Consider the following 26556-nt stretch of genomic DNA (forward strand, 5'->3'; position numbering starts at 1 on the left):
AAGCCTTCCAGATTACAGGTAGTAGGTACATCATGGTGCACGTTGTCGGCTCACAATTTGCAGTCGGGGAATACGAGGAATGCCACTCAAGGTTTTCATCGACACGGAATTTACTGATTTCATCGATTGCCACCTGATCAGCATCGGCATGGCGGCAGAGTCGGGTGAGGATTTCTATGCCGAGGTGCCGTATCCCGATCAGGCATGCAGCGCGTTTGTGCGCGAAGCTGTGATTCCCCAGCTAGGCCGAATTGTTCACTCGGCGTGCGCATTTGATGATCTTCGCGCGCGCATCATCAACTGGTTGGAGATCGTCAGGCCAACTGACGAGTGCGTAGAGATTTGTTTCGATTACCAGACGGACTGGGATTTGTTCATTGATGCGCTGGATTACCGCGTCCCGCAGTGGTGTGCCCCACTACCTGTGGCCAATCACATCAATGAATTGCTGCTTTACGATTTTCATCAGAAAAACGGATTGCCGAGTCATCATGCGCTGTACGACGCTCAGGCAAACCGGTACGCATATCGGGTTCGTCTGCAGGTGCAAGCTGATGGATCGCGGGATTGAGTGAAAGTAATCGCAAGAAATGTGAGCTACTCATGAGCGAATTCTGGCGGTCGCTTCGGAATCGAGCGGTTTCGGGGTATTCGTGAAGGGTATTGACGTGGTCCTTTGCATTCGCAGTGGTACACAGTTGCTTCGCTCACGCGAATGGTGATGGCTCGGCGGACGTCGAGATGGTAATTGTCTGTGATGGTAAATTAATTCCCTTTGACAGGAGCCTGAGCCCGGGGCATGGTGTCAGGCATAGCTTGCAGTCATCGGGATGTGCGGTTTATATAAATAACTGGCGAGGCATGAAATGGCGGTTCCCCAATCGATCACAGAAAACGCAATGTCAAGGCCGTCGGCGCAGTCTAATACCGTCGACTCAACCTTTGAGGCAAAGGCTAGCTTGACGCCAGAATTAGTGATTGCACTTTGTGGGCCAATTGGATCGCCGCTTCACGAAACGGCAAGTCAGATCGGCAATGCACTCAATGAATTTGGCTATAAAACCGTCCAGATTAGATTGAGTGATTTGATTAAAATGAATGCCGAAGCCGTTAACGTGGAGGTAGGAAATGAGACCAGATATTCTCAAATAGAGACGCTTATCCGAGCTGGAGATGAACTTCGCCGGCATCACAAGAATGATGTGCTGGCGAAAATGGCTATTGCCAAGATTAGCGGTGATCGACGCAAAGCACATGGCGAGTTTAGCGATGCGGCCCAAGAGGCAATGTTGCTACCAAATCAACAGATACAGTCGCATCGTATCTGCCATGTTATCGACTCGATCAAGAACAGCGACGAGTTGAAGTTACTTCGCCTTGTTTATGGGGAGGCATTGTTTGCAGTCGGTGTCTTTTCCCCGCTCGAAATTCGAAAGAGAAACATGGTGGGGGCATCCGGAGGCTTGACTAAGGATGATATCGAAAAACTCATTGATACGGATTCCGGTGAAGAATTTAGTCATGGACAGTCGGTTCGTGACACCTTCCCGCAGTGTGATTTTTTTCTTCGAATTGATGAATCGATTGTCGGGCCGACAGAGGGGGCGGCGATCGGTCAGCTAGTTGAGAAACTACGTCGATTGTTTCACCTGGTTTTTAAAACGGCGGTGATTTCCCCTACTCCAGAGGAGAATGCGATGTATGCAGCAGCATCCGCCGCTCGTAACTCAGCCTGTATGTCGCGTCAGGTCGGGGCCGCTGTTACATCTGCGACTGGCGAGCTACTGGCTACAGGTTGGAATGATGTACCCAGTAGTGGTGGCGGTTTATATGGAAAGCCTTCTCTTCATTTAGTGTCAGATAGTGCTAAGGGAGATCACCGCTGTTATGCCTTGCCCGGATCAAAGTGCCATAACGATTTAGAGAAGCGAACAATCGCAACCAAGATAATTGAGGCATTGGTAGGGAATTCGGTAATACCAAGTGACAAGCAAGCAGAGGCACTTGAAACAATTTTAAAAGACTCGAGAGTAAAGGATCTCATTGAGTTCTCCCGAGCCGTGCATGCTGAGATGCACGCGATCTTGGGCGCATCACGAGTGGCTGGGGAGCGAGTACTGGGTGGGAAGATTTATGTGACGACGTACCCATGTCATTCCTGCGCACGGCATATTGTTGCGGCTGGAATTTCGGAGGTGTATTACATTGAACCGTACCGAAAGAGTTTGGCAACCCGGTTACACTCAGACGCATTGACTGAGGATATTGCTAACTCTAAGCTGGTCCGGTTGATACAGTTCGACGGAGTGGCCCCTCGGCGGTTCATCGCGCTTTTTGACGCCGGGTCACGAAAGTCGAAAGAAGGGGTGCTAGAATTGCAGTCCAAGGGAGTTGCAGCTCCCTCAACGTATGTCAGTCTTCGTGCCATCCCTAGGTTGGAAGAGGTCGTATTGGCTGAGATGTCGCTTACGCCGCTGCGACTTCCTGAATTGAACTCGGTAGGTGGAACAAATGACCAAGACTCTGCGTCCTCGGCAACTTGAGTTGCGTGTTATGTCAAACATTAATGGTGGAGTCCCGGCCGCTGCGGCTGCGAGGTCCTTGCCAGAGACGACGGGCCACGGCAACTGTGTGGACGTGGCTAGCTTCCATAAGCCGGCCTCCGGGGCGGATCAGTCTGTCTACAAAGCGATAAGTGATAATTATTTCAAAGCTGTTGGTAAGCTAAACGTATAGAGCTGCACAGGTACCGACCAAACACAAAGCCCGGCTTCGTTCCGGGCTTTGTGCTTTTACAGGCTTACCGAGCGTTGTTGTTGACATATGATGCAACCCCAATTAATGGGCATGTTCAATGCGGCCCGGTGTTTGATCGTTGCTGTCAGTGCGGTCTAAGGTTGGCGTTTGTGGGCGGCGTAACGTTATGCGATGAGGACGGCCCTGCCCGACTGCCGTGAAAGGTTCTTTTTTGGGGGCGGTTCGGGGCGCTGCGGCCGTTCTCGGCTGTATCTCGGGGGCCAACTTGCTTATCGGTAGGGGATTGCTGCTCGATCAGCGATGTATTTCACCCAAAAACCTAACTTCTCGCTATACGCCCCCAGAAACCACAACCTTCTGTGACGGCTGCGATTTCACGTGCAGGTGACAAGCTCGAAGTGCAATAGCGCCTGTAGCCAGGGGATGGGGCGCGGCAGTTGTTCGCTCAAAGACCATGTACGCAGTCCCAACGGCTGGAGGTTGTCGAATAGCGGAGGGCGATCGCAGAGGTGCGATGCGGTACTATTCCCACGAACTACTGCATTTTTTCCCGCTAACTGCTGATCATGGGCAGCGGAATTCACATGGGTTTTCCCGATAACTGCTGATCGGTCACAGTCGTCTGATCGAAAGGCACGGTGAAAGCCGTGCCGAAAGCGTCGGGTCAGCCGTGTGCAGGCAGCGCGGCTCATCCTCCGCTCATTCTCCGAACAGCCCGCTAAACGCGGGCTTTTTTGCGCCTATGCGCGGCGCGCTCGTGGTGCACGATATGCCTTTGCGTACGGAATCTGTATCGATGACACCTGCCTTCGCTTCATCGCGCTTCGCGCGGCGCGTAGTGGCTTCGCTGGCCTCGCTGGCCGTGGCTGTCGCGCTGGTTGCGACGTTCGGCGCGGGCGCCGCGCATGCCGCCGACGCCCGGCGCGAAGTCGTGATCGCCTGCCAGGATCTGGTGCTGCCGTGGCGCTATGCGCAGGCGACGGGCCTCGTCGAAAAGGCAACCGGCTACAAGGTCACTTATCGCAAGTTCGCGAGCGGCGCGGAGGTGATCCGTGCACTCGCGTCGGGCTCCGCGCAACTCGGCGAAGCGGGATCGAGCCCGATTGCTGCAGGGCTGTCGCAGGGCGTCGATATCTCGCTCTTCTGGATCCTCGACAACATCAACGACGCCGAAGCGCTCGTCGCGCGCGACGGCTCCGGCATCACGAGCGTCGCCGGGCTCAAGGGCAAGACGGTCGGCGTGCCGTTCGTGTCGACGTCGCATTTCCACACGCTCGTCGCGCTCGAACACGCGGGCGTCCATCCCGCCGATGTGAAGATCGTCAACCTGCGCCCGCCCGAAGTCGCAGCGGCCTGGCAGCGCGGCGACATCGACGCGACCTGGATCTGGGACCCCGTGCTCGCGCAGGTGAAAAAGAACGGCCGCGTGCTGATCACGTCGGGGCAGGTGGCGAAGGCGACCGGCAAGGCGACCTTCGACGGCTTCGTCGCCGATCGCCGCTTCGCGAAGGACAACGCCGATTTCATTGCGAAGTTCGTGAGCGTGCTCGCGGCCGCCGACGCCGATTATCGTGCCCATGGCGCCGCCTGGACCGCCGCGTCGCCACAGGTCGCAGCCGTTGCGAAAGCGTCCGGCGCGAATCCGCAGGATGTACCCGCGAGCCTCGCGCTCTACGCGTTCCCGACGCCCGCGGAGCAGGCGTCGAAAGCGTGGCTCGGCGGCGGCGCGCAGTCGGGCGCGGCGCAGTCGCTCCTTGCGACCGCAACGTTCCTCAAGGCGCAGGGCGCGATCCAGAACGTGCTGCCCGATTACTCGGCGGGTATCGATCCGCAGTTCGTGCAGCGCGCTCCGGCGCACTGAACGCGGCTTCACGGCCACCAACGCACCGCACCATGCGTTCGCTCGAAATCCGCAACCTGAGTGTCGTCTACGAAGGCGCGCAGCGCACCGTCGCGCTCGCGCATGTCGATCTCGCGGTCGAGGCCGGCGAGTTTGTCGTGGTGCTCGGCGCGTCGGGATGCGGCAAGACCACGCTGCTCAACTGCATCGCGGGCTTCACCGAACCCACGCACGGCGAAGTGTGCGTGAACGGCGCGCGCGTGACGGGACCGGGCGCCGATCGCGGCGTCGTGTTCCAGAAGCACGCGCTGATGCCGTGGCTCGACGTGCTCGACAACGTCGCGCTCGGGCTGCGTTTTCAGCGCGTGCCGAAGGCCGAGCGCGAACGCATCGCCCGCGAGCAGCTTGCGCGCGTGGGGCTCGATGCACACGCGCGCTCGCGCGTCTACGCGCTCTCGGGCGGCATGCAGCAGCGCGTGGGACTCGCGCGCGCGCTCGCGAGCGATCCGCAGATGCTGCTGATGGACGAGCCGATGGGCGCACTCGACGCGATGACGCGCGAGTCGATCCAGGAACTCGTGCTCGACCTCTGGGGCCGCACGAAGAAGACGGTGTTCTTCATCACGCACGACGTCGAGGAGGCGCTCTTTCTCGCGACGCGCGTGATCGTGATGACGCCGGGGCCGGGCCGCATCGAACATGGCATCGAATACGACTACGCGCTGCCGTTCTCCCGGCGCTATCTGGAGACGCGCGATGCGCGCGCGGTGAAGTCGTCGGCGGCGTTCATCGAGTGGCGCGAGCGGCTGATCCGTCTGCTGCACGCTCGCTCGGGCGCGACTGGTGCTCACGTGAGGGGGAACGGATGAGCGTGCCTCAGGAATCGATGCATGACGCGGCGCTGGAAGCGCCTGCGCAACAGCCGCTTGCCGCACCGCGTGCCGAAATACGTAAAACAAAACGCGCAAAGACCTGGCGCATGCCGGGCGAAGGCTCGACCGCGGCGTTTTCCGCCGCATCCGTCGCGGGTTTCGCGCTCCTCTGGTGGCTCGCGACGCACCTGCACTGGGTGCCGCCGCTCTTCCTGCCGACGCCCGAAGCCGTCTGGCGCGCGTTCGTGGATGCCTGGCAGGGCCGTATCGAAGGCGGTTTGCCGCTCTCCGAGCATCTCGCCTGGAGCGTGCTGCGCGTGTTCGGCGCGTTCGCGCTCGCGGCGGCGACGGCGATTCCCGTCGGCATCCTGATGGGCGTTTCGCGCATCGCACGCGGGCTGCTCGATCCTCCGCTGGAGTTCTACCGCCCGCTGCCGCCGCTCGCGTATCTGCCGCTCGTCGTGATCTGGTTCGGCATCGACGAGACCGCGAAGATCGTCGTCATCTTTCTCGCCTGCTTCGCGCCGATCGCCATGGCCGCGCGCGCAGGCGCGAGAAGCGCCACGGTCGAGCAGATCCGCGCGGCCAGCTCGCTTGGCGGCAGCTTCTGGCAAATCGTGCGCTTCGTCGTGTTGCCCGCCGCGCTGCCCGAGATCCTCACGGGGCTGCGCATCGCGATCGGCTTCGGCTGGACGACGCTCGTCGCCGCCGAGATGGTCGCCGCGACCGCGGGCCTCGGCCAGATGGTGCTCAATGCGTCGAGCTTCCTGCGCACCGATGTCGTCGTCATGGGCATCGTGCTGATCGGCCTCCTTGCCTGGGGCTTCGATCTCGGCATGCGCGCGCTGGAGCGGCGTCTCGTGCCGTGGAAGGGGCGCGGCTGAAGCTTACGGAAGGCGTGCGGAAATCCATACGCCACCCGCGCCGAATTCTGGAAATCCGGATTCCTCGCCGCTCGTCAGGCGTGAAAAATAAAATAAATCAATGGCTTAGACGATTAAGCCGTCTGGCACCAACCTTGCAATGCTTCGTGCATGGCCACCCAGGCCTCACAACTACAGCAAGGAGACAGTCGATGCCCGATACCCCCGCCGAATTCCGCTGATTCCCCCCCGTTCTGTTGCGGCACGCGTCGCACGAACGCCGCCCGGATCTCCCATTCGCGCCGCGCGCTCGCGTTCGGCCATTGGCTTACTTTTGCATGCAGGAAAAACCGTGAAGAAACCCCTCCACAAAGTGCTCTACGTCCAGGTGATCCTCGCGATCGTCGTGGGCATTATCCTCGGCCACTATTCGCCGGCGCTCGCCGTCGACATGAAGCCGCTCGGCGAAGCCTTCATCAAGCTGATCAAGATGGTGATCGGCCCGATCATCTTCTGTACCGTCGTGACCGGCATCGCCGGCATGGAGGACATGAAGAAGGTTGGCCGCGTGGGCGGCAAGGCGCTGCTCTACTTCGAGATCGTCTCGACCTTCGCGCTCCTGCTGGGTCTGATCGCCACGCACGTGCTCAAGCCGGGCGCGGGCTTCAACGTCGACGTGAAGACGCTCGACGCCAAGTCGGTCGCCTCGTTCGCCGAAAAGGCGCACGGCACGAGTTCGGTCGACTTCCTGATGCACATCATTCCCGACACGATCTCCTCGGCGTTCGCGCAGGGCGAGATCCTGCAGATCCTGCTGATCGCGATGCTGTTCGGCGCGGTGCTCACGCAGATCGGCGAGCGCGGCCGCGTCGTGACCGAGTTCATCGAAGGCATCTCGAACGTGCTCTTCGGCGTCGTGAAGATCATCACGAAGCTCGCACCGATCGGCGCGTTCGGCGCGATGGCGTTCACCATCGGCAAGTACGGCGTGGGCTCGCTGATCCCGATGATGAAGCTGATCGGCACGTTCTACCTCACGTCCATCGTGTTCGTGCTCGTGGTGCTCGGCACGATTGCGCGCTTCGTCGGCTTCTCGATCGTGCGCTTCGTGGCGTACATCAAGGAAGAGATGCTGATCGTGCTCGGCACGAGCTCCTCGGAATCGGCGCTGCCGCAGCTCATGCAGAAGCTCGAGCGTCTGGGCTGCTCGCGCTCGGTGGTGGGCCTCGTCGTGCCGACCGGATATTCGTTCAACCTCGACGGCACCAACATCTACATGACGATGGCCGTGCTGTTCATCGCGCAGGCCACCAACACCGACCTCACGCTCACGCAGCAGCTCACGCTGCTCGCGGTGACGATGCTCACCTCGAAGGGCGCGAGCGGCGTGACCGGCGCGGGCTTCATCACGCTGGCGGCGACGCTCGCCGTGGTGCCGACGATTCCGCTCTCGGGCATGGTGCTGATTCTCGGCATCGACCGCTTCATGAGCGAGTGCCGCGCGTTGACCAACATCGTCGGCAACGGCGTGGCGACGGTCGTGGTGTCGGCATGGGAGAAGGAACTCGACCGCAAGAAGCTGCGTGCCGTGCTCGCGGGCGAAGTCGATGTGAAGGAAAGCGCACAGGCTTAAGCTGCGCGCTCGCGGGACGAAGGGGCGGGTTCACCGGGGCATTGCTGCCGGATTCCCGCCTCTCAAGCTCGTTCCGTTTCGTTCTGTTTCCCCGCCCACACGGCGTGACAGCGCGCCGACCCCCTGCGGCGCGCTGTCTTTTTTTCCGGCGCGGCGGTCGTCTCGATCCGCTCGCACCTCGCCGGGGCGCTCCGCCCGGTGCGCCTGTGCCACAATTCCGTTAATCCCCGTTTGACCGTCTGGAAGCCGATCGCGTGACGCGCCGCCTGTTCATTCTCTTTGCGCTCGCCGCCGGGCTCGTCGCGGTCTGCGCGCTTACGTGGACGCTCGCCTGGAAAAGCGGCATCGACACGCTGCGCCACGCCGCCGCCGTGCGCGGCGACCGCACGACGGCCGCGCTCAGGAGCACGCTGGAGCGCTACGAATCGCTGCCCTTTATCGTCGGCGAGCATCCGCTCGTGCAGGACGTGCTCGTCGATCCGAAGCCCGAGTGGATCGACGCGGCGAACCGCTATCTCGAAGACGTCAACCGCCACGCGCGCGCGACCACCACCTACATCATCCAGGCCGACGGCATGTGCATCGCAGCCAGCAACTGGCGCGACAAGGACAGCTTCGTCGGCGTGAGCTACCGTTTCCGGCCGTATTTCATCGATGCGGTGAAGGGCGGCGTCGGCCGCTTCTTCGGCATCGGCACGATCTCGCACGATCCGGGCTACTACGTTTCGCAGCCGGTGCGGCGCGGCGGCAAGATCGTCGGCGTGGCGGTCGTCAAGCTCAATCTCGAATGGTTTCCGGGCGCCGACTCAGGCGAGCCGCTCCTCGTCACCGACGATCACGGCGTGATCTTCCTGTCCTCCGTGCCCGCGTGGAAGTACCACACGATGCGGCCGCTGCCCGCCGATGTCGTGGCGTCCATCGACCGGACGCGGCAGTACGCGCGCCAGATCATCGCGCCGCTGCCCGCGCACGTCGAACGCGTGCTGCAGGACGACGCCGATATCGTGCGCATCGGCGGCGGCATCGGCGGCGGCATCGGTGCGCCGCGCTACATCGAAACGCGCCGCGCGCTCGGCGTGCCGGACTGGAATCTCGTGACGATGTCGCCGGTGCGCCCGGTGGTCGTCGCCACGCGCAGCGCGACCATCGTGACGGGCTTCGCCTGGGTGTCGCTGTGCCTGCTCGTTTTTTACTGGCGGCAGCGGCGCCAGCGCGTGAAAGAGGTCATGCAAAGCCGCGCGATGCTGCAAAAGGCCTACGCGATGCTCAACGAGCGGGTGGCCGAGCGCACCGCCGATCTGTCGCAGGCCAACGAGCAGTTGCAGCGCGAAGTGCAGGAGCGTGCGCGCGCCGAAGCCGAGCTGCGTGCCGCCCAGGACGAGCTGATCCAGGCGAGCAAGCTCGCCGCGCTCGGCCAGATGGCGGCGGGCATCACGCATGAACTGAACCAGCCGCTCGCGGCGCTGCGCAGCTTCTCGGACAACACACGCGTGTTCCTCGAACGCGGCCAGTACGCGGCGGCGCACGAGAATCTGGAGGCGATCGGCTCGCTCACCGAACGCATGGGCAAGATCGTCAACCAGCTCAAGCTCTTCGTGGGCCGCGCGCGCCCGCGCAGCCTGCGCTCGCCGGTGGCGAGCGCGCTGCGTCAGGCGCTCGCGCTGCTCGCCAAGCGCCTTGCGGGCGTGAGCGTGAGCCTCACGCTCACGGATCGCACGGCGGGCACCGTGGGCAAGGCGAACACCGTGGGCGAGCCGCTCGTCGTTCCGTTCGATCCGCACGGCGCGTATCCGGGCCTCGTCGCGCAGTGCGATGATCTGCGGCTCGAACAGGTGCTCATCAACCTCATCGGCAACGCGCTCGACGCGGCGGCGGACGCGGCGTCGCCGCGCATCGCCATCGATATCGAAGCGCAGGCCGCGACGATTGCGATTCGCGTGCGCGACAACGGGCCCGGCATTCCCGAAGACGTGATGCCGCGCCTCTTCGAGCCGTTCTTCACGACGAAGGAGATGGGACAGGGGCTCGGCCTCGGGCTCGCGATCTCGTCCTCGATCGCGCGCGACTGCGGCGGCTCGCTCGTCGCGCACAACGAACCGGACGGCGGCGCGTGCTTCGTGCTGACGCTGCGCCGCGCACAGGTGAGCGCGGCGCGGGTCGCCGCCACCGACGTCTGAATCAGGTAGATCAGGAAATCGAACGAATATGGTGACTCCAAAGTGACTCCAACCGGCGGCCAGGTGCTTTACGTCGAGGACGACGAACTGGTGCGGCGCGCGGGCGTGCAAAGCCTGCAGCTCGCGGGCTTCGACGCGACCGGATTCGCCACGGCCGAGGCGGCGCTGCCGCTCGTCGACGCGCAGTTCGCGGGCGTCGTGGTCAGCGATATCCGCCTGCCCGGCGCGAGCGGCCTCGACTTGCTCGCGCAATGCCACGAGCGCGCGCCGGATGTGCCGGTGATCCTCGTCACGGGGCACGGCGACATCACGATGGCCGTTCAGGCGATGCGCGACGGCGCCTACGATTTCATCGAAAAGCCGTTCGCGACCGAGCGGCTCATCGAAACCGTGCGCCGCGCGCTCGAACGCCGCACGCTGGTGCTCGAAAACCTCGCGCTGCGCCGCGAGCTGGCGGGGCAGGATACGCTCGCGCCGCGCATCATCGGCAAGAGTCCGGCGATGGAGCAGGTGCGCCGCCTGATCGCGAACGTCGCGCCGACCGATGCGGCCGTGCTCATCAACGGCGACACCGGCGCGGGCAAGGAGCTGATCGCGCGCAGCCTGCACGAATGCTCGCCGCGCCGCGACAAGCCGTTCGTCGCCGTGAACTGCGCCGCGCTGCCGGAGCCGATGTTCGAATCGGAGATGTTCGGCTACGAGGCGGGCGCATTCACGGGCGCGGCCAGGCGGCGGATCGGCAAGCTCGAACATGCCTCGGGCGGCACGCTCTTTCTCGACGAGATCGAGAGCATGCCGCTCGCGCTTCAGGTGAAGCTGCTGCGCGTGCTGCAAGACGGCGTCCTCGAGCGGCTCGGCTCGAACCAGCCGGTGCGCGTCGATCTGCGCGTGATCTCGGCGGCGAAGGGCGACATGACCGAGCATGTCGCGGCGGGCACATTTCGGCGCGACCTGCTGTACCGGCTCAACGTCGTGACGATCGCGCTGCCGCCGCTCGCCGAGCGCCGCGAGGACATCGTGCCGCTCTTCGAGCACTTTCTGCTCGACGCGGCGGTGCGCTACCAGCGTCCCGCGCCGCTTCTCACCGAGCGCGACCGCCTGCGTCTTGCGCAGCGCGACTGGCCTGGCAACGTGCGCGAGCTGCGCAACGCGGCGGACCGCTACGTGCTTGGGATTCCCGACGATGCCCCCACGTCTGCGGGCGGCAGTGGCGATGCGGCGCAGCCGCTCAAGGAGCGCGTCGAGCGGTACGAACGCGCGCTGATCGCCGACGCGCTGGAGCAGTCGGGCGGCGCGGTCGCGCAGGCAGCAGTGCAGTTGCAGATGGCGAAGGCCACGCTCTACGAGAAGATCCGCCGCTATGGGCTCGTCGTGCGCGGCGACCCGGAAACGCGCGGCTGAAGTCGAAAGCGGTAGCGAAAGCGCAAACGAAAACGGCAGCGGGAACCGCTGCCGTTTCTATGTGGTGAGCCGCTGCCGCGCTCAGTGCGCCGTCATCCGGTGGACAGCGCTTTTTGCAGCAACGCGTCGAGTTCGGCGAACTGCGGCTCGCCGACATAGCGCTTGAGAATCTTGCCGTTGCGGTCGATGACGAAGGTGGTCGGCGTGAGCTGCACGTTGCCGAACTGCCTGGCCGCCGAGCCGTCGTCCATCGCGACCTTGAACGGCAATTGACGCGTCTGCGCGTAGTTCGCGACGTAGGTCGGCGTGTCGTAGTTCATCGCCACGGCGACGAAATCGAGCCCTTCGTCCTTGAAGCGGTTATAGGTCTGCACCATCTGCGGCATTTCTTTCATGCAGGTGGTGCAGCTCGTCGCCCAGAAGTTGACGAGATAGACCTTGCCCTTCAGGTCGGCGGTGGAAATCTTCTGGCCGGAGAGCAGGGTGAACGTGGCGTCGGGCGCGCGCTCCTTGCTGCCGAAGAAAGCGAAGTAACCTGCGACGGCGAGCGCGCCGACGATCAGCGCGACGACAATGCCGCGAATGGAGCCTGAGCGGCGGGCGGTCGGGGGAGTAGGGGAGGCGGAACTCATGAGCGGAATCTCGGACACCGGAAATCTGGCCGAAGTATTCTAACGCCGAATCACGCGGCGCGGCGGTTGTCGTTCGGTTGCAGTCGGGTTGCAGTCGGGTTGCAGTCGAATGCGGCCGCGAGCTTGCTGCCGGTGCTGTTGAGTCCCTGTTTTGCGCTCCTGTATTGCGCCCCTGTATTGCGTCCCCTTAACTTCCGTTCTCCTTGCACCTCATGTCTCTGACTGCTTTTCGCCACGCTTGCGCTTCGCTGCTGTTCAGATTCGGCCCGCGGGCACTGTGCGTCCTCGCGGCTGCGGGCGTACTGACCGCGTGCACGCCGACCTACGACTGGCGCACGGTGACGAACAACGCGAGCGGCTATAGCGTCGATTTACCCGCGAAGCCGGCGGCGGACCAGCGCGACGTCGACATCGACGGCACGCCGATGCGCATGCGCATGCAGACAGCCGAAGTGGACGATGTACTTTTCGTGGTCGGCACGGTGGAGTTGCCCGACGCACGGCCCGAAACGCAGCAGCGGGTGATTGCGTTCCTGCGCGCGGGGCTCGCGCGCAACGTGGGCCTGTCGTCCGATGCGCCCGGCGCCCACGATGTGGCGGTCCCGCTGGCGGCGGGCGGGACGGTCGAGGGCGTCGAGATGCGGCTTACCGGCAAGGCAGGCACGACTGGTGAGAGCGGAACGTCCCGCACGATCCACGCGCGGCTCGTCGCGAAGGGCGCGCATGTATACGAGGTCGCCATCGTGGGCCGCGCACTGCCGCCCGTCGAGCAGATCGACCAGTTCTTCGGCTCGTTCAAGCTCTCCTGAGGGCGAGCGATCGCCGATTCGAATGAAAGTTCCTTCGTAGCTTGTGGCGCTAATACCCGGATTTGATTGGAAGTTTACGGGTTACCCACAGGTCCTGTGGGTAACTTTGTGGAAAACAGCGGATAGCGGGCTGCAAAGGTCCGTCCTGTGGGCTTTTCGTTAGTTTGCCCGGGTAATCGGCAATTCAATAAACTAAATAAAATCAATGGTTTGAAAAAATACCGCCAGATGGATGTGCTTTTCTCACAAATTGCTTGCTAATGCAGCGCTGTGTGCATAAGTCAAGTCTTTGGGGCATTTTCTTGCAGCGGTGATGACGTTTGCCGGGTAAGCGGCGCTCGATGTGGGCTCTAATGGTCTGCAAGGGCGCGACGGTACTGGATGGCTTCTGCGATATGGGCCGAGGCGGGCACCGACGCGCCCGCGAGATCGGCGATCGTGCGCGCGACCTTCAGAACCCGGTAGTACGCGCGCGCCGACCAGCCAAACCGTTCGCCCGCTTCGCGCAGCAGCGCTTCGCCAGCGGCGTCCGGGCGGCAGACTTCATCGGTGTCGCGGCCGCTCAATTCCCGGTTGATCTTGCCCTGTCGCTGCCACTGACGCGCGCGTGCCGCTGCCACGCGTACGGCAATGGCGGCACTCGGTTCGCCGGGCGTGTTCGCACGGGCCGCGAGTTCGGCGGGCGGCAGCGCGGGAATGTCGATCTGGATGTCGATGCGGTCGAGCAGCGGCCCCGACAGCTTGCGCAAATAGCGTACGGCGCCTTCGGGCGTGCAGCGGCAACGCCCGGATGGATCGCCGCGCCAGCCGCACGGGCATGGATTCATCGCCGCGACGAGCTGGCAGGCGGCGGGGAAGTCGGTTTGCCACGCGGCGCGCGAGATCGTGATCGAACCCGCTTCGAGCGGCTCGCGCAGCGTTTCCAGTACGTGACGGTCGAATTCCGGGAGTTCGTCGAGAAACAGCACGCCCAGATGGGCGAGCGTGATCTCGCCGGGCTGCGGCGGATTGCGCCTGTAAGATATTTAAATAGCTGCGACACGGGACCCCTGAAACCTATGTTTCGTCGTGGCTTATGGTGGAATTTATTGCGATGAAATTGCTGTATTAACTGCGACTGAAAGCACGATGAGTGACAATAGGTGCGATCCGGTATCCCCCCATCAGACTCGCCGCATCGGCCCGACGCGGCGCAGCGTATCTGGCGTCTACATGTTCCGGCGGGAGACGCCAATTCCCTTCGAATCGACGCTGGAAAGGGATTTCTTGATCCGGGCCGAATTCATGTTGGATATTCTCGACGTCACGCCTCAGCCGGTGCGTATTCCGTTTACCGATGCACAGGGACGTCCCAATATCTACACGCCCGACTATTTAGTTCATTATCGACTCGGCGATCGATCCTACGACGACTACCCGCGCCCCTTACTCGTCGAGGTTAAACCTGCAGAGGCATGGCAGACCAATTGGCGTATTTGGGCAAGTAAGTGGAAGATTGCGCGCCAGTTTGCGCGCGCGCAGGGCTGGCAGTTCCAGATTCAGGATGAGTCTCGCATTCGAGATCAAACCTTTCAGAACATTCGGTTTCTGGAACGATTTCAGCGAATGCATTTCGCATCTGAAGAGTCGCAGTGGATCGTCGGCAACCTTCGGCAGATGGGCTCCACGACTTTTCATTACCTGCTAGCTCGTCACTTCATGGGCGCCTATCGCGCAAATGGCGTAGCGCACATCTGGCATCTTTTGGCGAACCGGCGGATCGACTGTGACATGAGTCGCCCTCTCTGTGACCAGACCGAACTGTGGGTGTCAGATCATGCACGATGATATTAATCATATCAATCCAGAATTCGAGCCGCGCCGACAACGCGTAAATTTGGAGATCGGGGCGTTCGTACAACATGACCACGCTATCTACAAGATTGCACAGACTCTCGATTTCGAAACTGCAATTGGCATTAACGTGGAAACGGGGCGCAGTACGACACTTCGGCTGGGTGAACTGCGGCCGGTCCAGGCCGCGTTGCAGTCGACGACGCACAATGTCGACCTGACGGAGATCGCGGACAAAGACTGGCAGATTGCGGAGCAGCGATTTACCGCGATCAAACCTTTGCTGGGCGAATTTGCGGGGGGGCGAGAAGCGGTTGAGCGGCGCGCAAAAGAGGTCGGCGTTGACACCGGGACGCTATATCGATGGCTCCAGCGCTACCGGGCCTACGAAGTTGTTTCGGCGCTTATTCCCCGGAAGCGAGGGTGGAAACAGGGTAAGGGGCGCATCTCGGCACAAGCCGAGGAGGTCGTGAGCCAGGCTTTGTCGGATTTCTACCTGACCAGCCAGCGTCCCAGCGCACAGAAGACAATCGTGGAGATCCAGAGGCGTTGCTTGGAGAGAGGGATCAATGCCCCAGGGGAATCGGCTATTCGATCTCGAATCGGAAGTCTAAGCGAGCGGGAGCGACTGCGTAGTCGGGGGTACAAGGAGAAGGCAAAGAACCGATTTTTGCCGGCGGCCGGCAAGTTTCCCAACGCGGACTATCCGCTGGCCGTCGTGCAAATCGACCACACGCCGGCCGATATCATCCTTGTTGATGATACCTACCGTAAGCCCATCGGTCGCCCATGGATCACGCTGGCCATGGACGTGCACAGCCGTATGGTCACCGGCTACTACCTTTCCTTCGATCCGCCGTCGGAGACATCTGTGGCCATGTGTGTTGCACATTCGGTCCTACCCAAAGAAGACTGGCTAACGCTTCATCGGGTCGATGCTCAATGGCCGGTGTGGGGCGTGCCTAAGACCATTCACGTCGACAACGGGGCGGATTTTCGATCAAACAATTTCCAGCAGTCGTGCTTGATGTACGGCATCAATCTAGAGTTTCGCCCTGTAAAGCAACCACGGTACGGGGGGCATATCGAGCGAATGCTGGGCACACTATTACGCGAAATCCACGCTCTTCCAGGCACTACTTTCTCGTCGGTCAAGGAGCGCGATGGCTACGACGCCGAGAAGCATGCTGCTCTGACCAAATCCGAGTTTGAAGAATGGCTCGTGACCTTAATCTGCAAGGTGTACCACCGGCGCCTGCACTCGGCTCTGATGATGTCGCCCTCCAGAAAATGGGAGATTGGAGTTTTTGGTAATGCTGAGATACCAGGCGTAGGCATCCCTCCTCGCCCGGTGGACGGGCACAGCATCCTGCTGGATTTTCTGCCGTCATTTAAGCGAACTGTGCAGACGTTCGGTGTGACCATTGATGGAATGAGCTATTACGCCGAAGCACTGCGGCCGTGGATCAACGCGGTCGACAAGGAGACAGGCGTGAAACGCGAGTTCACGTTTCGACGTGATCCACGCGACATCAGCTCCTTGTGGTTCTTCGACGCCGAAATTAGGCAGTATTTCAAGATACCGTTCGCTGACCAGGCGTTGCCAGCTATGAGCGTGTGGGAGTACCGTGAAGTCAGAGAAAAACTCAAGCAGGAAGGGCGGGCTGGCATTAATCACCACCAGATTCTGCGCGCTGTTACGGAGCTACGAGCGAAGGTCGATGAGGCTCAGGAAAAGACGAAGCGTGCACGCAAGCAGGCACAGCGCCGCAAGGATCACGCGAATAGAGTGTCACCGGGTTCCCCTTTGGCCGGCGTAGCGCCACGGCGGCCGACAGCGGCTGCGCCGACGCTGGTCAATGCTGCCATTGCCGACTTGTTGGATGACGTCGATCCGTACGGAGATATTGCATGAGCAATTATGCGCACATTCATCCAGAGTTTCAGCACGTAATGGCTTTGTCCGACAAGGAGCGCACGGCTTTTCTAGACCTACCACGCTGGATCGGCTATGCCCAGGCACAGCAGATCTTGGAGACGTTGCAGGGTCTTCTGCACAAGCCGCAACGGCCACGCATGCCCAATCTTTTGATCGTGGGGGAGTCGAATAATGGCAAGACCACGATCGTGCGCCGCTTCGCCGAGCTTTGTGGCAAAGGATACGTGAACGAAGAATCAGAACCAGTCAAACCAGTCATTCTTGCTGAAGCCCCACCGAGTGCCGATGAAAAGGGGCTGTACATATCCATACTGGAGCAGTTTTTCACACCGTATCGTGCAACGGATCCATGCGCCAAGTTGCGCTACCAAGTAATTCACCTGTTCCGTGCCTGCCATGTGCGCATGCTGGTGATCGATGAGTTCCACTCACTTCTAACCGGCTCCCCGATCAAACAGCGCGAAGTCATGAACGCAATCAAGCTGTTATGCAATGAACTCGCCATTCCGATAGTCGGCGTTGGCACTCGAGAAGCGGTGCGGGTGCTGCATACTGACCCGCAGCATGCAAGCCGGTTTGATGTATTTAGCCTGCCAAAGTGGGTGTTGGACAAGGAGTTCCAAGCACTGTTAGCGAGCTTCGAGCGCGTCCTGCCGCTACGGAAACCGTCGCGTCTGCATCAACCTGAACTAGCGCTGAGCTTGCATTCCATCTGCGATGGCAATCTCGGCAATCTGCACCGTCTGCTTATCGCGTGTGCCAATGATGCAATCCAGAACGGTACGGAGTGCATCGACAGGACAACAGTTGAGGCTAAAGCTTGGATGCGTCCCACTAGTGGCATCCGGGAATTTGCTGCGTGATTTCCGGCATGGCCGTCCGTGTGATGCGCCAGCCGGACGAGCTGCTGTCGTCCTGGTTGGTGCGTCTGGCCTTGGCCCAAGGTTGTGATCCGCTTGTGCTGACGTCATGCCTATGGCCGCATCGGCGTGTCTGGATGACCGATCTCGATCGCGGAATGGTCGGGGAGACGGATGCTAGGGGTGGCTTGTCAGGTAGCGAATATGGTGACCTGACACTGCGTGGCGCCGCATCTAAAGTTGCGGGTGCGAAAGGCTTGAATACTGCAATCTGGCCGTGGATTCTAGCCGTTGGTTGCCGAAATCGATTGCGCCACGGAGGATTGCAGTTCTGCCCTGCATGTCTCGCTATGGATCGCACACCGTACTATCGGCGATCCTGGCGATTTGCGTGGCACACGGGCTGTTTTGAGCACGATTGCGCGCTGCTGGATCACTGCGGCTCGTGTGGGGCAGTGCTTGAACCGCACCGACTGACTCAGTCGGACTCTCACATTGCACTGTGCGCTAGCTGCAAGGCCGACCTTCGCGGCCAGTCGCTACCTGCATGGAGTCCGCTGGCGGCGAACTTCCAGCAGTTTGCCGATGAGGTACTGCAGCGCGGGATGGGGTGTTATGGCAATGAGCTCATCGAGACTACGGAATGGTTCCGGCTTACTCGCGTCATTATCGCGTTGCTTCGCGCAGCAGGGCGTAGCGGACATCAGTGCCTTGTTCGGGTGTTCGTTCGCGTGGGGCTAGACCAGAGACTTATGCAATCGCCGGCAACAGGGCTTCCACTGGAGCTGTTGCCGGTTGAAGAGCGGGTGGCACTATTGGCGCTTGCATGCCAGATTCTCGATGCGGGACCGGATGTGTTAGCAGATGCTATGGATTCCGAAGGCCTTACGCGTTGCGCATTGCTATTCGGCGGAGGCAATGCCCCGGCGTGTCTCGATTCACTGCTGTCTCGGCTTCCGGCGCGAGCGACGCCGCACCACACGAAGCGGTCAACAACATATCGTCGCCTGCATCCCAGAATTGCGGTACAGCGGATGGTGGCTCGGCTTAGGCGACGGGTACGGCCGTGATAGATGGCACTGGCGTGGGAAATATGCGGCATTGTGACGCCTGCGGTCACGTAATGGACAAGGCGCATCGTCGGTATAAGGGAAAGCGCTATTGTGCTACCTGTTACGCACGTACGTTCAAGCGCCGCGTTTGCCCGTCCTGCGGGAGTTTTGCCAGATTGCCCCCGGGTGAGGATTCCATGTGCCGCAAATGCGAAAGTGCACGGCAATGCGTTCGCTGCGGTGAGCACGGGCGCAACATCGGCGTAGTGACGGAATATGGGCCTGTATGCAACGCGTGCCGGCCACATTTCGTCTTGCCAAAGCCGTGCGGAGAATGTGGGAGACCGTCGAACCGCCTTTCCGGCGTTTCGCGGCTTGGCTTACAGGTGCAGGTATGCCCTGCATGCGCGCGATGTGATTTCGCCACGTGTCAGGCGTGTCGCCGACACCGGTTGCTCGCGAAATCAGACGACGGACGCATGCTGTGCAAGGCGTGCCTGACTATAGGGACCATCAGTTGTCCCGCTTGTGGCGATCAGATGCCAGCCGGCCGTAAGAATGTCTGCGAAGCCTGTTACTGGCGCGGGCTACACAAAAAACGCGTGAAATTGGATCAGGCGGTGTTCGAGTCGCCGCGATTTGCCACGTTGTTTGCCGACTTCGGCGCGTGGCTGCAGTGTCATGTCGGCGAGCATCGTGCGGCATTAACTGTCCATCGTTATGTGCCATTCTTTGCTGAGATTGAGAAGCACTGGGGGACAATTCCCGCCTATCCGGATCTGCTGAAATCCTTTGGTGCGGAAGGACTCCGACGCGTGCGATTACCGATGAAATGGCTTGCCGAGAGCAAGCAGACGACCGTCGACGCCGTAGCACGTGAGGCAGATTCTGAAATCAGACGAGTCGGCGCGATCATCGCTACTGTGCCCGCCGCTACAGTTGGGGCTATCGTATTGTCTGTCTACAGCAACAAGCTTCGGACAAAGATTGCTGCGGGAAAGTTAACAACACGCTCTATGCGCTTGGCATTACGCCCCGCAGCGAGTTTGCTTCTTTCTGCAGATGCATCTGGACGTTCATTGCCGGACCAAACTGCCGTAGACGGCCTTCTGTGCAAAGCGCCGGGGCAACTTGCAGCGTTGAGCGGCTTCATCCGGTTCCTTAACGAACGGTACACGCTGGGGCTCACTGCCGCCGTCGATGAGAAGTTTGTCGCGGCGAGACGCCGCAAGAGCCTGGAGAGGACTCTGCTGACTTTGGCGCGCAGCGGAGACGGTAAGGAATCGTTTCTGAGGGAATGGGTTTGCATTTGTCTCGAATATTTTCATGGTCTGCCACTGAGGCTCAGCAGGCAGATCTCGGATTATTCGATCGCAATTGATGCCGATGGTTGCCGTGTCTCAATTGCAGGTCGGGAATACTGGATACCTACGCGCCAATCCGTTGCTGGGTGAATAATTGCGAATCCACTATCTATCCGCACGGCAACCCATCAGGCACGTCGAAGCCATATATCCCGTGTTCGAAATTATTTATAAAGCATACCCCGATTTTTTTGCTGGCGTGAAAAGTACAGGATGATTCTCTAGAATTCAGAGTCGATCCGTCAAACAATACGCAAGGCCACCCAGAACTGGTGATCCTTACCGTTGGATGGCTGTCACAATCGAGCAGTGTACAATTCGGCACTACGACATCATTCTCTAACGTGAAACTGATGCCGTCTCCAACTAACCATTAAATACTTTTAAGAGCAGAGCATGCCGATCCACAATTCATCTGCGCGGCTAACCGACGATCAAGAGAAAATATTTAGAACGCAAATTTGGTCGTATTTTGCTCTTCACGCGGCGCAACGCATGCAGAGTTTTCAATTCTATATAACGTTGGAGACTGCTCTGGTAGGTGGCGCAATTTTGCTCGCCAAGTCAGACGGATCACACCAATGCTGGATAGCGGTAATCGGCGCTGTGGTATCGCTTCTGAGCTTCGTCTTCTGGAAGCTCGACGGTCGGACACGTTTGCTTATTAAAAATGCGGAACTCGCATTGAACTATCTCGACGACCAACACAATCTCCCGAATGTAAATTCTCGGCCTCACCCTCTTCGTTTATTCAAAAATGATGAGGTGGCCAACTCTCCGACCTCTCATATTTGGAATATTCGGCTTAGTTACTCGAATTGCTTTAACATTGTGTTCGCGATTTTTGGAATCGGTGGGGCTGGATTTGCACTGACGTTAGCGCTGCTGGTTTGAGTAACCGATGTCCTCAGAATGGCACTCGTCGATGAGTCACCACACAATTTGAGTAGCCTACGACTACGAACGGGGGCGTCGGGGCGCATCACTGGCGCCACCTTTTCAGTTGACGATATAACTTCACACTCACGCGAAATCAATGCCGAGGCTCTTCGGCAAGGTGCGCACGCATCGGCAGGTGCCTACTAATTTTCGACCACCACGCACAACGCGCACTGAGCGACTTGCGGCCAACGGCAAGTTCTTCAATAATTGCCTTGCAATGCCACCATCGTACGAACCATCGATTTACTGCTCCTACATGGTGCTGTCTGGCCGCATCTTAGAGATGAAATGTTGAGCTTACGGTCGGTTGCGACGCATACTATGGCTCCTGCTGGCGCCGCAGACGTTTGCTGTCGTTACGTCAAAATTTAACCAAAACAGCTGCGTACCTATGGCTTTTAACGGAAAGATCGCTGCCCTCACGAGGAAACTTCGAACGTCGAAGGTTCCCCATTACGATGTCTTCTATTATTTGCGGGGCGTCCCGAGTGCCGAACTCAAGCGAACGCTACGTGATCTCCGCGCGGCATTGCAAGACGAATCCATCATATTCGGCGTTCCATTCCCAAAAGAGTTTGGGGAGTTAATCGACTGGACCCACCTATTCAAGGCCGAGCCGGCACGTGACCTCATCGTAGCGGCGGCGGAGCTTTCGCTATTCGCAAATGAGATCAATCAATTCGTTTCGATGCAGCGCGAATTCGAACGCAGTGTGTTAGGTAAAAATTATCAAAAAGCAGAAACCATTCTGGCGAATATAGAGCGTCGCTTCGGTGTTTCGCTTTGGCTTCTGGAATCGAGAATAGCTACTCTGGAATTATATCGCGGCGTCGAGGAGCAAAAGCGGTATATGAATTTACTTCTCGATGACCCCACGATAAATCCTGCCTGCAAGACGCTTATATATATGCTCAGCGTTAAGGCTGAGCGCAACGTTACCGGTGAACGCTATATGGCGACGCTGGGTGGAAAAGTAAAATTTCAGTCGACGCGTTACATCCCGGCTCATTATTTCTACTTCCATCTAAGTTTCTACTCACTAAATCAGCCTGACGTGGATTTGCATACCGTTCTTTTGTTTGAACGGGGTTCTTCGATTGTGGATCGTTATCTGACATTCGTCAGAATTTGCCAGCTCGTGGTCACAGGTTATTCATCCGATGTTTCCGCCGGCTTGACCGCGGCTCTTGGTTTTCTTGAAAATTTCAATGACTATCAATTAGTTAACATCCGTCTCGCGGCGCGTCGTCGCTGCGATAAAAATTATTTACCTGATGAGCGAAGAGAGCGTTCCGCACAACAATTTTTAAATATCCTAGATCTATACACATCAGGACACTACGATGAGCTGCTAAATCATCAGATCGATGACGTTGGCGACTCTGAGCTTGCCAGCCTATTTGACGTTGCTGTTCGCGCTTACGTTCGTTCGTCGCCTCCGGCGACAGGGGATTTTCTAAACGCTTTTCAGTTGTTGGTGGAGCCTTATTCCGTAGTTCTTGAAAAATCGACTTCCGACGCTACGCCGTACGAGCAAATGTTGAAGATAGCGCAGATGTTTTCCAAGAGCGGATTCTCTGCGGGAGTCTATAGCAAGCTATTGGTTGAACTAAGCGATGCCGGAAAGAGGCGCGAATGGGATATACAAGCGTTTGCCGAACTGAACGGGTCTCCATTTAGTCCCAAACTGCTAAACACTTACCTCGACGGCACGAAGACGTCACAACGCTCGACCGTTTCTCCTCTCATCGCGAAGTCGCTGACCTATCAATTCTTGCGGTCTGTTGACTTTGGGGAGGACGATTCTAGCTTTGATGAGGCAAGGATTCCTCCTGCCCGCTTGCTTCGCTATAGAGCGCTCCAAGCAATTTCCAAAGGCAACATTTCTGAAGCCGAGATTGGTCTTCGACAGGTTCTCTCGATCGGTGACCTGCTCGATAAACAGGATGCAGCTGTACTTATTATTACGGCGCTACTTAACGCCGACCGCATTGGTGACGCGACGAAAGAAACCGCTTCAATCCTAACTGACCATACAAATTGGTACCCACGAATCCCACTGATCGGCGTGTTAGAGCGCATCGAGTCTGCTCCGCGGGATCAGCGGCGACAATTACGGCAGAATCTCTCCGTTTCAGTGTGCTACGGTTTGTATAGCATGTTCTACGGTGCGGAAAAGGATGATATTAAGACGATTTCTGTCGAGGAGTTTTTGGTTGAAACAAAAACCTATCGCCCTAGTAATATAAAGAATATCGATTTAAAAATTCCAGTTCGCATTCTGATATTTTTTCTTTATCACGTGTGTAAAATCGACACCCTGGATTCTCACATCGAGTATTCGAGTACTCTTGAGGTCGAGAACGAGAGAATTCGAATTTTACTATGGCTGATAGAGATAGACGAGCGGCAAAAATCGCAATATACCGACGAGATCGCGGCGATAGCGCAAAAGCAATTGCTGCGGAAAGGTGTCGAGACAATCGACAAGAGCAAGATATATGTCGATGTTGAGGGTGTAAAAGCGACTATCTCTAAGGACTTGTCTGATCTCTACCTGCGCTTTCAAAGTCTTCCCGATCACGGTGGCAGTAACGTCAGTGATATCGTTCTTCAACTGGCAGACACGCTCTCGTCCGCAGGTGGCGGCCTCGTGAAGTTTCGCGTGCCGCGAAACGAGCGCCTCGCCGCATTGCGCGATCTGTATATCGCGGTGCGGGATAGGTTCGTCTCCAGTAACGAATATGGGTTGGACGTTTACCTGAGTGTCGGGATCCGCCATGGAACACTGTCGGGCCAGCTAAGAAGCGTCTTTGAGGCTGAGCATTTAGTCACGCAAAAAGATGACAAAGGCAATTACGTACTAAACGAATACTGGCTACAAGAGCTTAGTCTTGATGAAACATCTCGGCCGCGGGAATATGCCACCATACGCGATCTGCTTTGTGAATTTTCGGCTTTCGCTGACTCACACATCGGAATTCTTCGGAATTCGTGGATTCAGATTCGAACGGAGGACCGAAATCCCACTGGCCTTTTCGACTTTAGAATCAGCAACGATGAGATTGTTGAGCTGAACAAAAGGATCGAGTCTGACATGGACGTCAACGAAGCTACTGACTTGATGATCCAAGAGTTATGGCGTAAGACCGATCAAAGCCTTACTAGAATTCGTACGTTGCTTACAAGCAATTTCAAGTCAACTTTCACGCAGGAAATTGACGCGCGCCTCGCTAGCCTCTCCGAGGTGCAAAAGGATGCTGACGTCCAACGCCTGAGAAATGCGTTCATTACCGCAAGGACCACATTCCAAAACGAAGCTGATGATATTGCCGCCTGGTTCACACGTGGATCCAAGCTATCGACTACGCCGTATGCACTGAGCTACGCGATGGATGTCGCGCTGGAGATGGTTAAGCGTTGCTATCCACAGCGTACTCTTCTATTAGAGCAGAAACTTCGCGTAGATCCACAGCTGAGTGGTGAGACTCTCACAGGCATGGTCAATGTGCTCTTTTTTGCTTTCGATAATATTATGGAGCACTGCGGCAGTGCTGCTAATCCTGAGGCTTCGTTGATGTGCTCGGTATCGGCGCATTCATTGCTGCTCGTCATTGACAGCAATATTTATCGAGATGTGAACCTTAACGAAGAGAATCAAAGACTGAGCGATTTGCGCTCGGTGATTGAAAAGGCGACGACATCAGATCGTGTTCGCAGGGAAGGAGGGACTGGGCTTCTGAAGATCGCGAAGACTATTCGGACCGACTTTCATAGCGAACTGGGTATTGAATTTGGGTACCAGTCAGAAGGAGTTTTCCGACTGTCGTTGAACATTACCGGTGGAAAGGTTTTCCATGAACATTCTGGTGATTGAAGACGATCACAACAAGCGCCAGCAACTCGTAGACTTTATCTGCGAAACGAGGCGAGATGCCCACGTCGAGCAAACGAAATCGTACCAAAGCGGTCTTCGATCTCTAGTTGAGTCGCGATACGATTTGGTGTTCCTTGATATGACTATGCCAACATTCGATCGCAGCCCCACAGAGAGCGGCGGTCGAGTGCGGCCTTTCGCGGGCAGAGACATTCTTGTTCAGTTGGACAGAAGAGAGGTCATTTCTTATGTAATCGTTTTCACCCAATTTAGCGTATTGGGTGACGGGGATGAGCAGGTCAGCGTCGAGGATTTGGACATAAAGTTAAGGAGCGAATTCCCGATGACCTATCGCGGCTACGTTCATTACGATACCGCGAGGAATGATTGGAAGGCTAAAGTTGAAGCGATTCTCTCGGAGTGCACGAAAGAGGATCGTCGATGAAGCTCAGAATTTTGCTTGTGGACGACAATGCAGAAAAAATTGGGCTTATCGAAAACAGCATTTCTCTGATATCTAGGGATCTCGCGGTTCAGTGTGTGATTGACACCGTTCAAGATATTGTTTCTGCAAAGAGACGTCTTCATGATTGCGATTACGATATCGCGATTATTGATATTCAAGTCCCAAGAAGAGTTGGGCAGGTGCCTGACAAGACCGGTGGGCTCGTTCTCTTGCAGGAGCTTGAAGAAAGCGATTTGTTGCGTAAGCCGGCGTACATTCTAGGAATCACTGCATACATAAATGAGATCCCGGAGAGCCACGCCGGACTACTTGATCGCTATTTTTCATTGGTCTCATTTTCACGAGAATCGACCTCGTGGAGCCAGCAGCTCCACAAAGCATTTGGCGATATCGTTAAGTCATTGACGCAGCAAAGACGCGGTGAAAATTCGCAATCCACCGAGGCCGCGCTCGCTATTGTGTGCGCACTCGGAAGCCCCGAATTGCGCTCTGTTCTCGATTTACCCATCGATTGGTCGATTTTAGATGAGCGTGCGGACTGCATAGATGTCCATGAAGGCGCGATTGAATCGCCAAGTGGGCGCCACCGGGTAGTTGCGGCGGCGGCGCTGGAACCGGGTATGGCTGCAAGCGCTGCCCTGTGTGCTCGGGTGATAGCCGAATTTCGTCCACGGTATCTCGCGATGACGGGAATTGCAGGGGGGATGAAAGCCGCCACGAAGCTCGGGGATGTGATTGCGGCGGACGTTGTTTGGGACTACACCAGTGGGAAAATTGTTCAAAAGCGACGACGTCAAGAGTTCTTGCCTGAGCCACGTACTATTGACTTAGATGCAACGGTAAAGGGACAACTTCGACGTCTTGCGGAGACACCCGGTGTCCTCGCTCGGATTCGCGAAGAGTTCAAGGGCCCTAAGCCAGATCACGATCTCGAACTAATATTCGGCCCCATGTTCACGGGGAGTGCCGTTATCGCGAATAGTAAGTTTGCTGCAACATTGGGAGATATGCATCGAAAGATCAAAGGGGTGGACATGGAGGCTTATTCAGTTGCGTGCGCTACGAAATATTGTGCACGGTCAGCGTCCGCCCCGATACCAATAATCCTAAAGTCAGTTTCCGACTTCGCTGATGCTGATAAGAATGACGATTTCCAGTCGTACGCATCCTACACGTCCGCAACGGTGCTTTATGAGTGGGCAAAGCGTTTCTTATAGCGAAACTCTCTGGACAAAGTAA

19 protein-coding genes and 1 pseudogene are annotated in these 26556 nt (G+C 58.1%); 18 read left to right on the plus strand and 2 right to left on the minus strand.

Annotated features, from left to right (window positions below; all coding sequences use genetic code 11):
- Window positions 1-79: 79 nt before the first annotated feature.
- The 8 genes from ACFPTO_RS11740 to ACFPTO_RS11775 all read left to right on the plus strand — a co-directional run bounded on the left by ACFPTO_RS11740 (window position 80) and on the right by ACFPTO_RS11775 (window position 11543).
- On the plus strand, window positions 80-571 hold the full coding sequence (locus ACFPTO_RS11740; protein ID WP_377711524.1) for a hypothetical protein: 492 nt from the start codon (window positions 80-82) through the stop codon (window positions 569-571).
- Between the two features lie 295 nt (window positions 572-866).
- Window positions 867-2543 (plus strand): anti-phage dCTP deaminase, encoded by a 1677-nt coding sequence (locus ACFPTO_RS11745; protein ID WP_377711525.1) that lies wholly within the window; start codon window positions 867-869, stop codon window positions 2541-2543.
- A gap of 1010 nt (window positions 2544-3553) precedes the next feature.
- Window positions 3554-4618: a taurine ABC transporter substrate-binding protein gene (gene tauA / locus ACFPTO_RS11750; RefSeq protein ID WP_377711526.1), complete on the plus strand. Its 1065-nt coding sequence runs from the start codon at window positions 3554-3556 to the stop codon at window positions 4616-4618.
- A 32-nt stretch (window positions 4619-4650) separates the two neighbouring features.
- Entirely contained in the window at window positions 4651-5466 is an 816-nt protein-coding gene (locus tag ACFPTO_RS11755) for a taurine ABC transporter ATP-binding protein (protein WP_377711527.1), read from the plus strand.
- Window positions 5463-6353, plus strand: a complete 891-nt coding sequence (locus ACFPTO_RS11760; RefSeq protein ID WP_377711528.1) for an ABC transporter permease subunit — start codon at window positions 5463-5465, stop codon at window positions 6351-6353. Before ACFPTO_RS11755 ends, ACFPTO_RS11760 begins: the two co-directional genes overlap by 4 nt.
- Window positions 6354-6684: 331 nt before the next feature.
- Window positions 6685-7965, plus strand: coding sequence for a dicarboxylate/amino acid:cation symporter (locus tag ACFPTO_RS11765; protein WP_377711529.1), 1281 nt, complete (start codon window positions 6685-6687; stop codon window positions 7963-7965).
- Window positions 7966-8204: 239 nt separating this feature from the next.
- Window positions 8205-10142 (plus strand): sensor histidine kinase, encoded by a 1938-nt coding sequence (locus ACFPTO_RS11770; RefSeq protein WP_377711726.1) that lies wholly within the window; start codon window positions 8205-8207, stop codon window positions 10140-10142.
- A 42-nt stretch (window positions 10143-10184) separates the two neighbouring features.
- Complete coding sequence (locus tag ACFPTO_RS11775; protein WP_377711530.1) at window positions 10185-11543, plus strand: sigma-54-dependent transcriptional regulator; 1359 nt, start codon at window positions 10185-10187, stop codon at window positions 11541-11543.
- A 92-nt stretch (window positions 11544-11635) separates the two neighbouring features.
- Here ACFPTO_RS11775 and ACFPTO_RS11780 read toward each other — a convergent pair whose 3' ends face one another.
- Window positions 11636-12175, minus strand: a complete 540-nt coding sequence (locus tag ACFPTO_RS11780) for a TlpA disulfide reductase family protein (protein WP_377711531.1) — start codon at window positions 12173-12175, stop codon at window positions 11636-11638.
- A 212-nt stretch (window positions 12176-12387) separates the two neighbouring features.
- On the opposite strand from ACFPTO_RS11780, the gene ACFPTO_RS11785 reads away from it, so the two are divergent.
- Window positions 12388-12984, plus strand: coding sequence for a hypothetical protein (locus ACFPTO_RS11785; RefSeq protein ID WP_377711532.1), 597 nt, complete (start codon window positions 12388-12390; stop codon window positions 12982-12984).
- Window positions 12985-13334: 350 nt separating this feature from the next.
- On the opposite strand, the pseudogene ACFPTO_RS11790 reads toward ACFPTO_RS11785, so the two are convergent.
- Window positions 13335-13997: pseudogene (locus ACFPTO_RS11790) on the minus strand (ATP-binding protein); the annotation flags it as partial.
- Window positions 13998-14112: 115 nt separating this feature from the next.
- On the opposite strand from ACFPTO_RS11790, the gene ACFPTO_RS11795 reads away from it, so the two are divergent.
- The 9 genes from ACFPTO_RS11795 (at window position 14113) to ACFPTO_RS11835 (ending at window position 26534) form a co-directional block, all read left to right on the plus strand.
- Window positions 14113-14811 (plus strand): heteromeric transposase endonuclease subunit TnsA, encoded by a 699-nt coding sequence (locus ACFPTO_RS11795; protein ID WP_377711533.1) that lies wholly within the window; start codon window positions 14113-14115, stop codon window positions 14809-14811.
- Entirely contained in the window at window positions 14801-16732 is a 1932-nt protein-coding gene (locus tag ACFPTO_RS11800) for a Mu transposase C-terminal domain-containing protein (RefSeq protein ID WP_377711534.1), read from the plus strand. Before ACFPTO_RS11795 ends, ACFPTO_RS11800 begins: the two co-directional genes overlap by 11 nt.
- Window positions 16729-17619: a TniB family NTP-binding protein gene (locus tag ACFPTO_RS11805; RefSeq protein ID WP_377711535.1), complete on the plus strand. Its 891-nt coding sequence runs from the start codon at window positions 16729-16731 to the stop codon at window positions 17617-17619. Before ACFPTO_RS11800 ends, ACFPTO_RS11805 begins: the two co-directional genes overlap by 4 nt.
- Before the next feature lie 23 nt (window positions 17620-17642).
- Window positions 17643-18686: a TniQ family protein gene (locus ACFPTO_RS11810; protein WP_377711727.1), complete on the plus strand. Its 1044-nt coding sequence runs from the start codon at window positions 17643-17645 to the stop codon at window positions 18684-18686.
- A gap of 521 nt (window positions 18687-19207) precedes the next feature.
- A complete protein-coding gene (locus ACFPTO_RS11815; RefSeq protein ID WP_377711536.1) occupies window positions 19208-20122 on the plus strand; it encodes a hypothetical protein in 915 nt (304 codons plus the stop codon).
- 306 nt (window positions 20123-20428) lie between these two features.
- Window positions 20429-20926 carry a RipA family octameric membrane protein gene (locus ACFPTO_RS11820; protein ID WP_377711537.1) on the plus strand — a complete coding sequence of 166 codons (498 nt, stop codon included), beginning with the start codon at window positions 20429-20431 and terminating at the stop codon, window positions 20924-20926.
- Window positions 20927-21365: 439 nt separating this feature from the next.
- Window positions 21366-24851 (plus strand): hypothetical protein, encoded by a 3486-nt coding sequence (locus tag ACFPTO_RS11825; RefSeq protein WP_377711538.1) that lies wholly within the window; start codon window positions 21366-21368, stop codon window positions 24849-24851.
- Window positions 24832-25296, plus strand: coding sequence for a response regulator (locus ACFPTO_RS11830; protein WP_377711539.1), 465 nt, complete (start codon window positions 24832-24834; stop codon window positions 25294-25296). Before ACFPTO_RS11825 ends, ACFPTO_RS11830 begins: the two co-directional genes overlap by 20 nt.
- Window positions 25293-26534: a phosphorylase family protein gene (locus ACFPTO_RS11835; RefSeq protein ID WP_377711540.1), complete on the plus strand. Its 1242-nt coding sequence runs from the start codon at window positions 25293-25295 to the stop codon at window positions 26532-26534. The genes ACFPTO_RS11830 and ACFPTO_RS11835 overlap by 4 nt, the downstream gene beginning before the upstream one ends.
- The last annotated feature ends 22 nt before the right edge of the window (window positions 26535-26556 follow it).

Source organism: Paraburkholderia denitrificans (assembly GCF_042655705.1).
Classification (GTDB): Bacteria; Pseudomonadota; Gammaproteobacteria; order Burkholderiales; family Burkholderiaceae; genus Paraburkholderia; species Paraburkholderia denitrificans.

Excerpts from the sequence above, each read along its gene's own strand:
- ACFPTO_RS11740 (WP_377711524.1), top strand. The coding sequence starts at position 80 with ATGCCACTCAAGGTTTTCATCGACACGGAATTTACTGATTTCATCGAT.
- ACFPTO_RS11745 (WP_377711525.1), top strand. The coding sequence starts at position 867 with ATGGCGGTTCCCCAATCGATCACAGAAAACGCAATGTCAAGGCCGTCG.
- tauA (WP_377711526.1), top strand. The coding sequence starts at position 3,554 with ATGACACCTGCCTTCGCTTCATCGCGCTTCGCGCGGCGCGTAGTGGCT.
- ACFPTO_RS11755 (WP_377711527.1), top strand. The coding sequence starts at position 4,651 with ATGCGTTCGCTCGAAATCCGCAACCTGAGTGTCGTCTACGAAGGCGCG.
- ACFPTO_RS11760 (WP_377711528.1), top strand. The coding sequence starts at position 5,463 with ATGAGCGTGCCTCAGGAATCGATGCATGACGCGGCGCTGGAAGCGCCT.
- ACFPTO_RS11780 (WP_377711531.1), bottom strand. The coding sequence starts at position 12,175 with ATGAGTTCCGCCTCCCCTACTCCCCCGACCGCCCGCCGCTCAGGCTCC.
- ACFPTO_RS11785 (WP_377711532.1), top strand. The coding sequence starts at position 12,388 with ATGTCTCTGACTGCTTTTCGCCACGCTTGCGCTTCGCTGCTGTTCAGA.
- ACFPTO_RS11795 (WP_377711533.1), top strand. The coding sequence starts at position 14,113 with ATGAGTGACAATAGGTGCGATCCGGTATCCCCCCATCAGACTCGCCGC.
- ACFPTO_RS11800 (WP_377711534.1), top strand. The coding sequence starts at position 14,801 with ATGCACGATGATATTAATCATATCAATCCAGAATTCGAGCCGCGCCGA.
- ACFPTO_RS11805 (WP_377711535.1), top strand. The coding sequence starts at position 16,729 with ATGAGCAATTATGCGCACATTCATCCAGAGTTTCAGCACGTAATGGCT.
- ACFPTO_RS11810 (WP_377711727.1), top strand. The coding sequence starts at position 17,643 with ATGCGCCAGCCGGACGAGCTGCTGTCGTCCTGGTTGGTGCGTCTGGCC.
- ACFPTO_RS11815 (WP_377711536.1), top strand. The coding sequence starts at position 19,208 with ATGCCAGCCGGCCGTAAGAATGTCTGCGAAGCCTGTTACTGGCGCGGG.
- ACFPTO_RS11820 (WP_377711537.1), top strand. The coding sequence starts at position 20,429 with ATGCCGATCCACAATTCATCTGCGCGGCTAACCGACGATCAAGAGAAA.
- ACFPTO_RS11825 (WP_377711538.1), top strand. The coding sequence starts at position 21,366 with ATGGCTTTTAACGGAAAGATCGCTGCCCTCACGAGGAAACTTCGAACG.
- ACFPTO_RS11830 (WP_377711539.1), top strand. The coding sequence starts at position 24,832 with ATGAACATTCTGGTGATTGAAGACGATCACAACAAGCGCCAGCAACTC.
- ACFPTO_RS11835 (WP_377711540.1), top strand. The coding sequence starts at position 25,293 with ATGAAGCTCAGAATTTTGCTTGTGGACGACAATGCAGAAAAAATTGGG.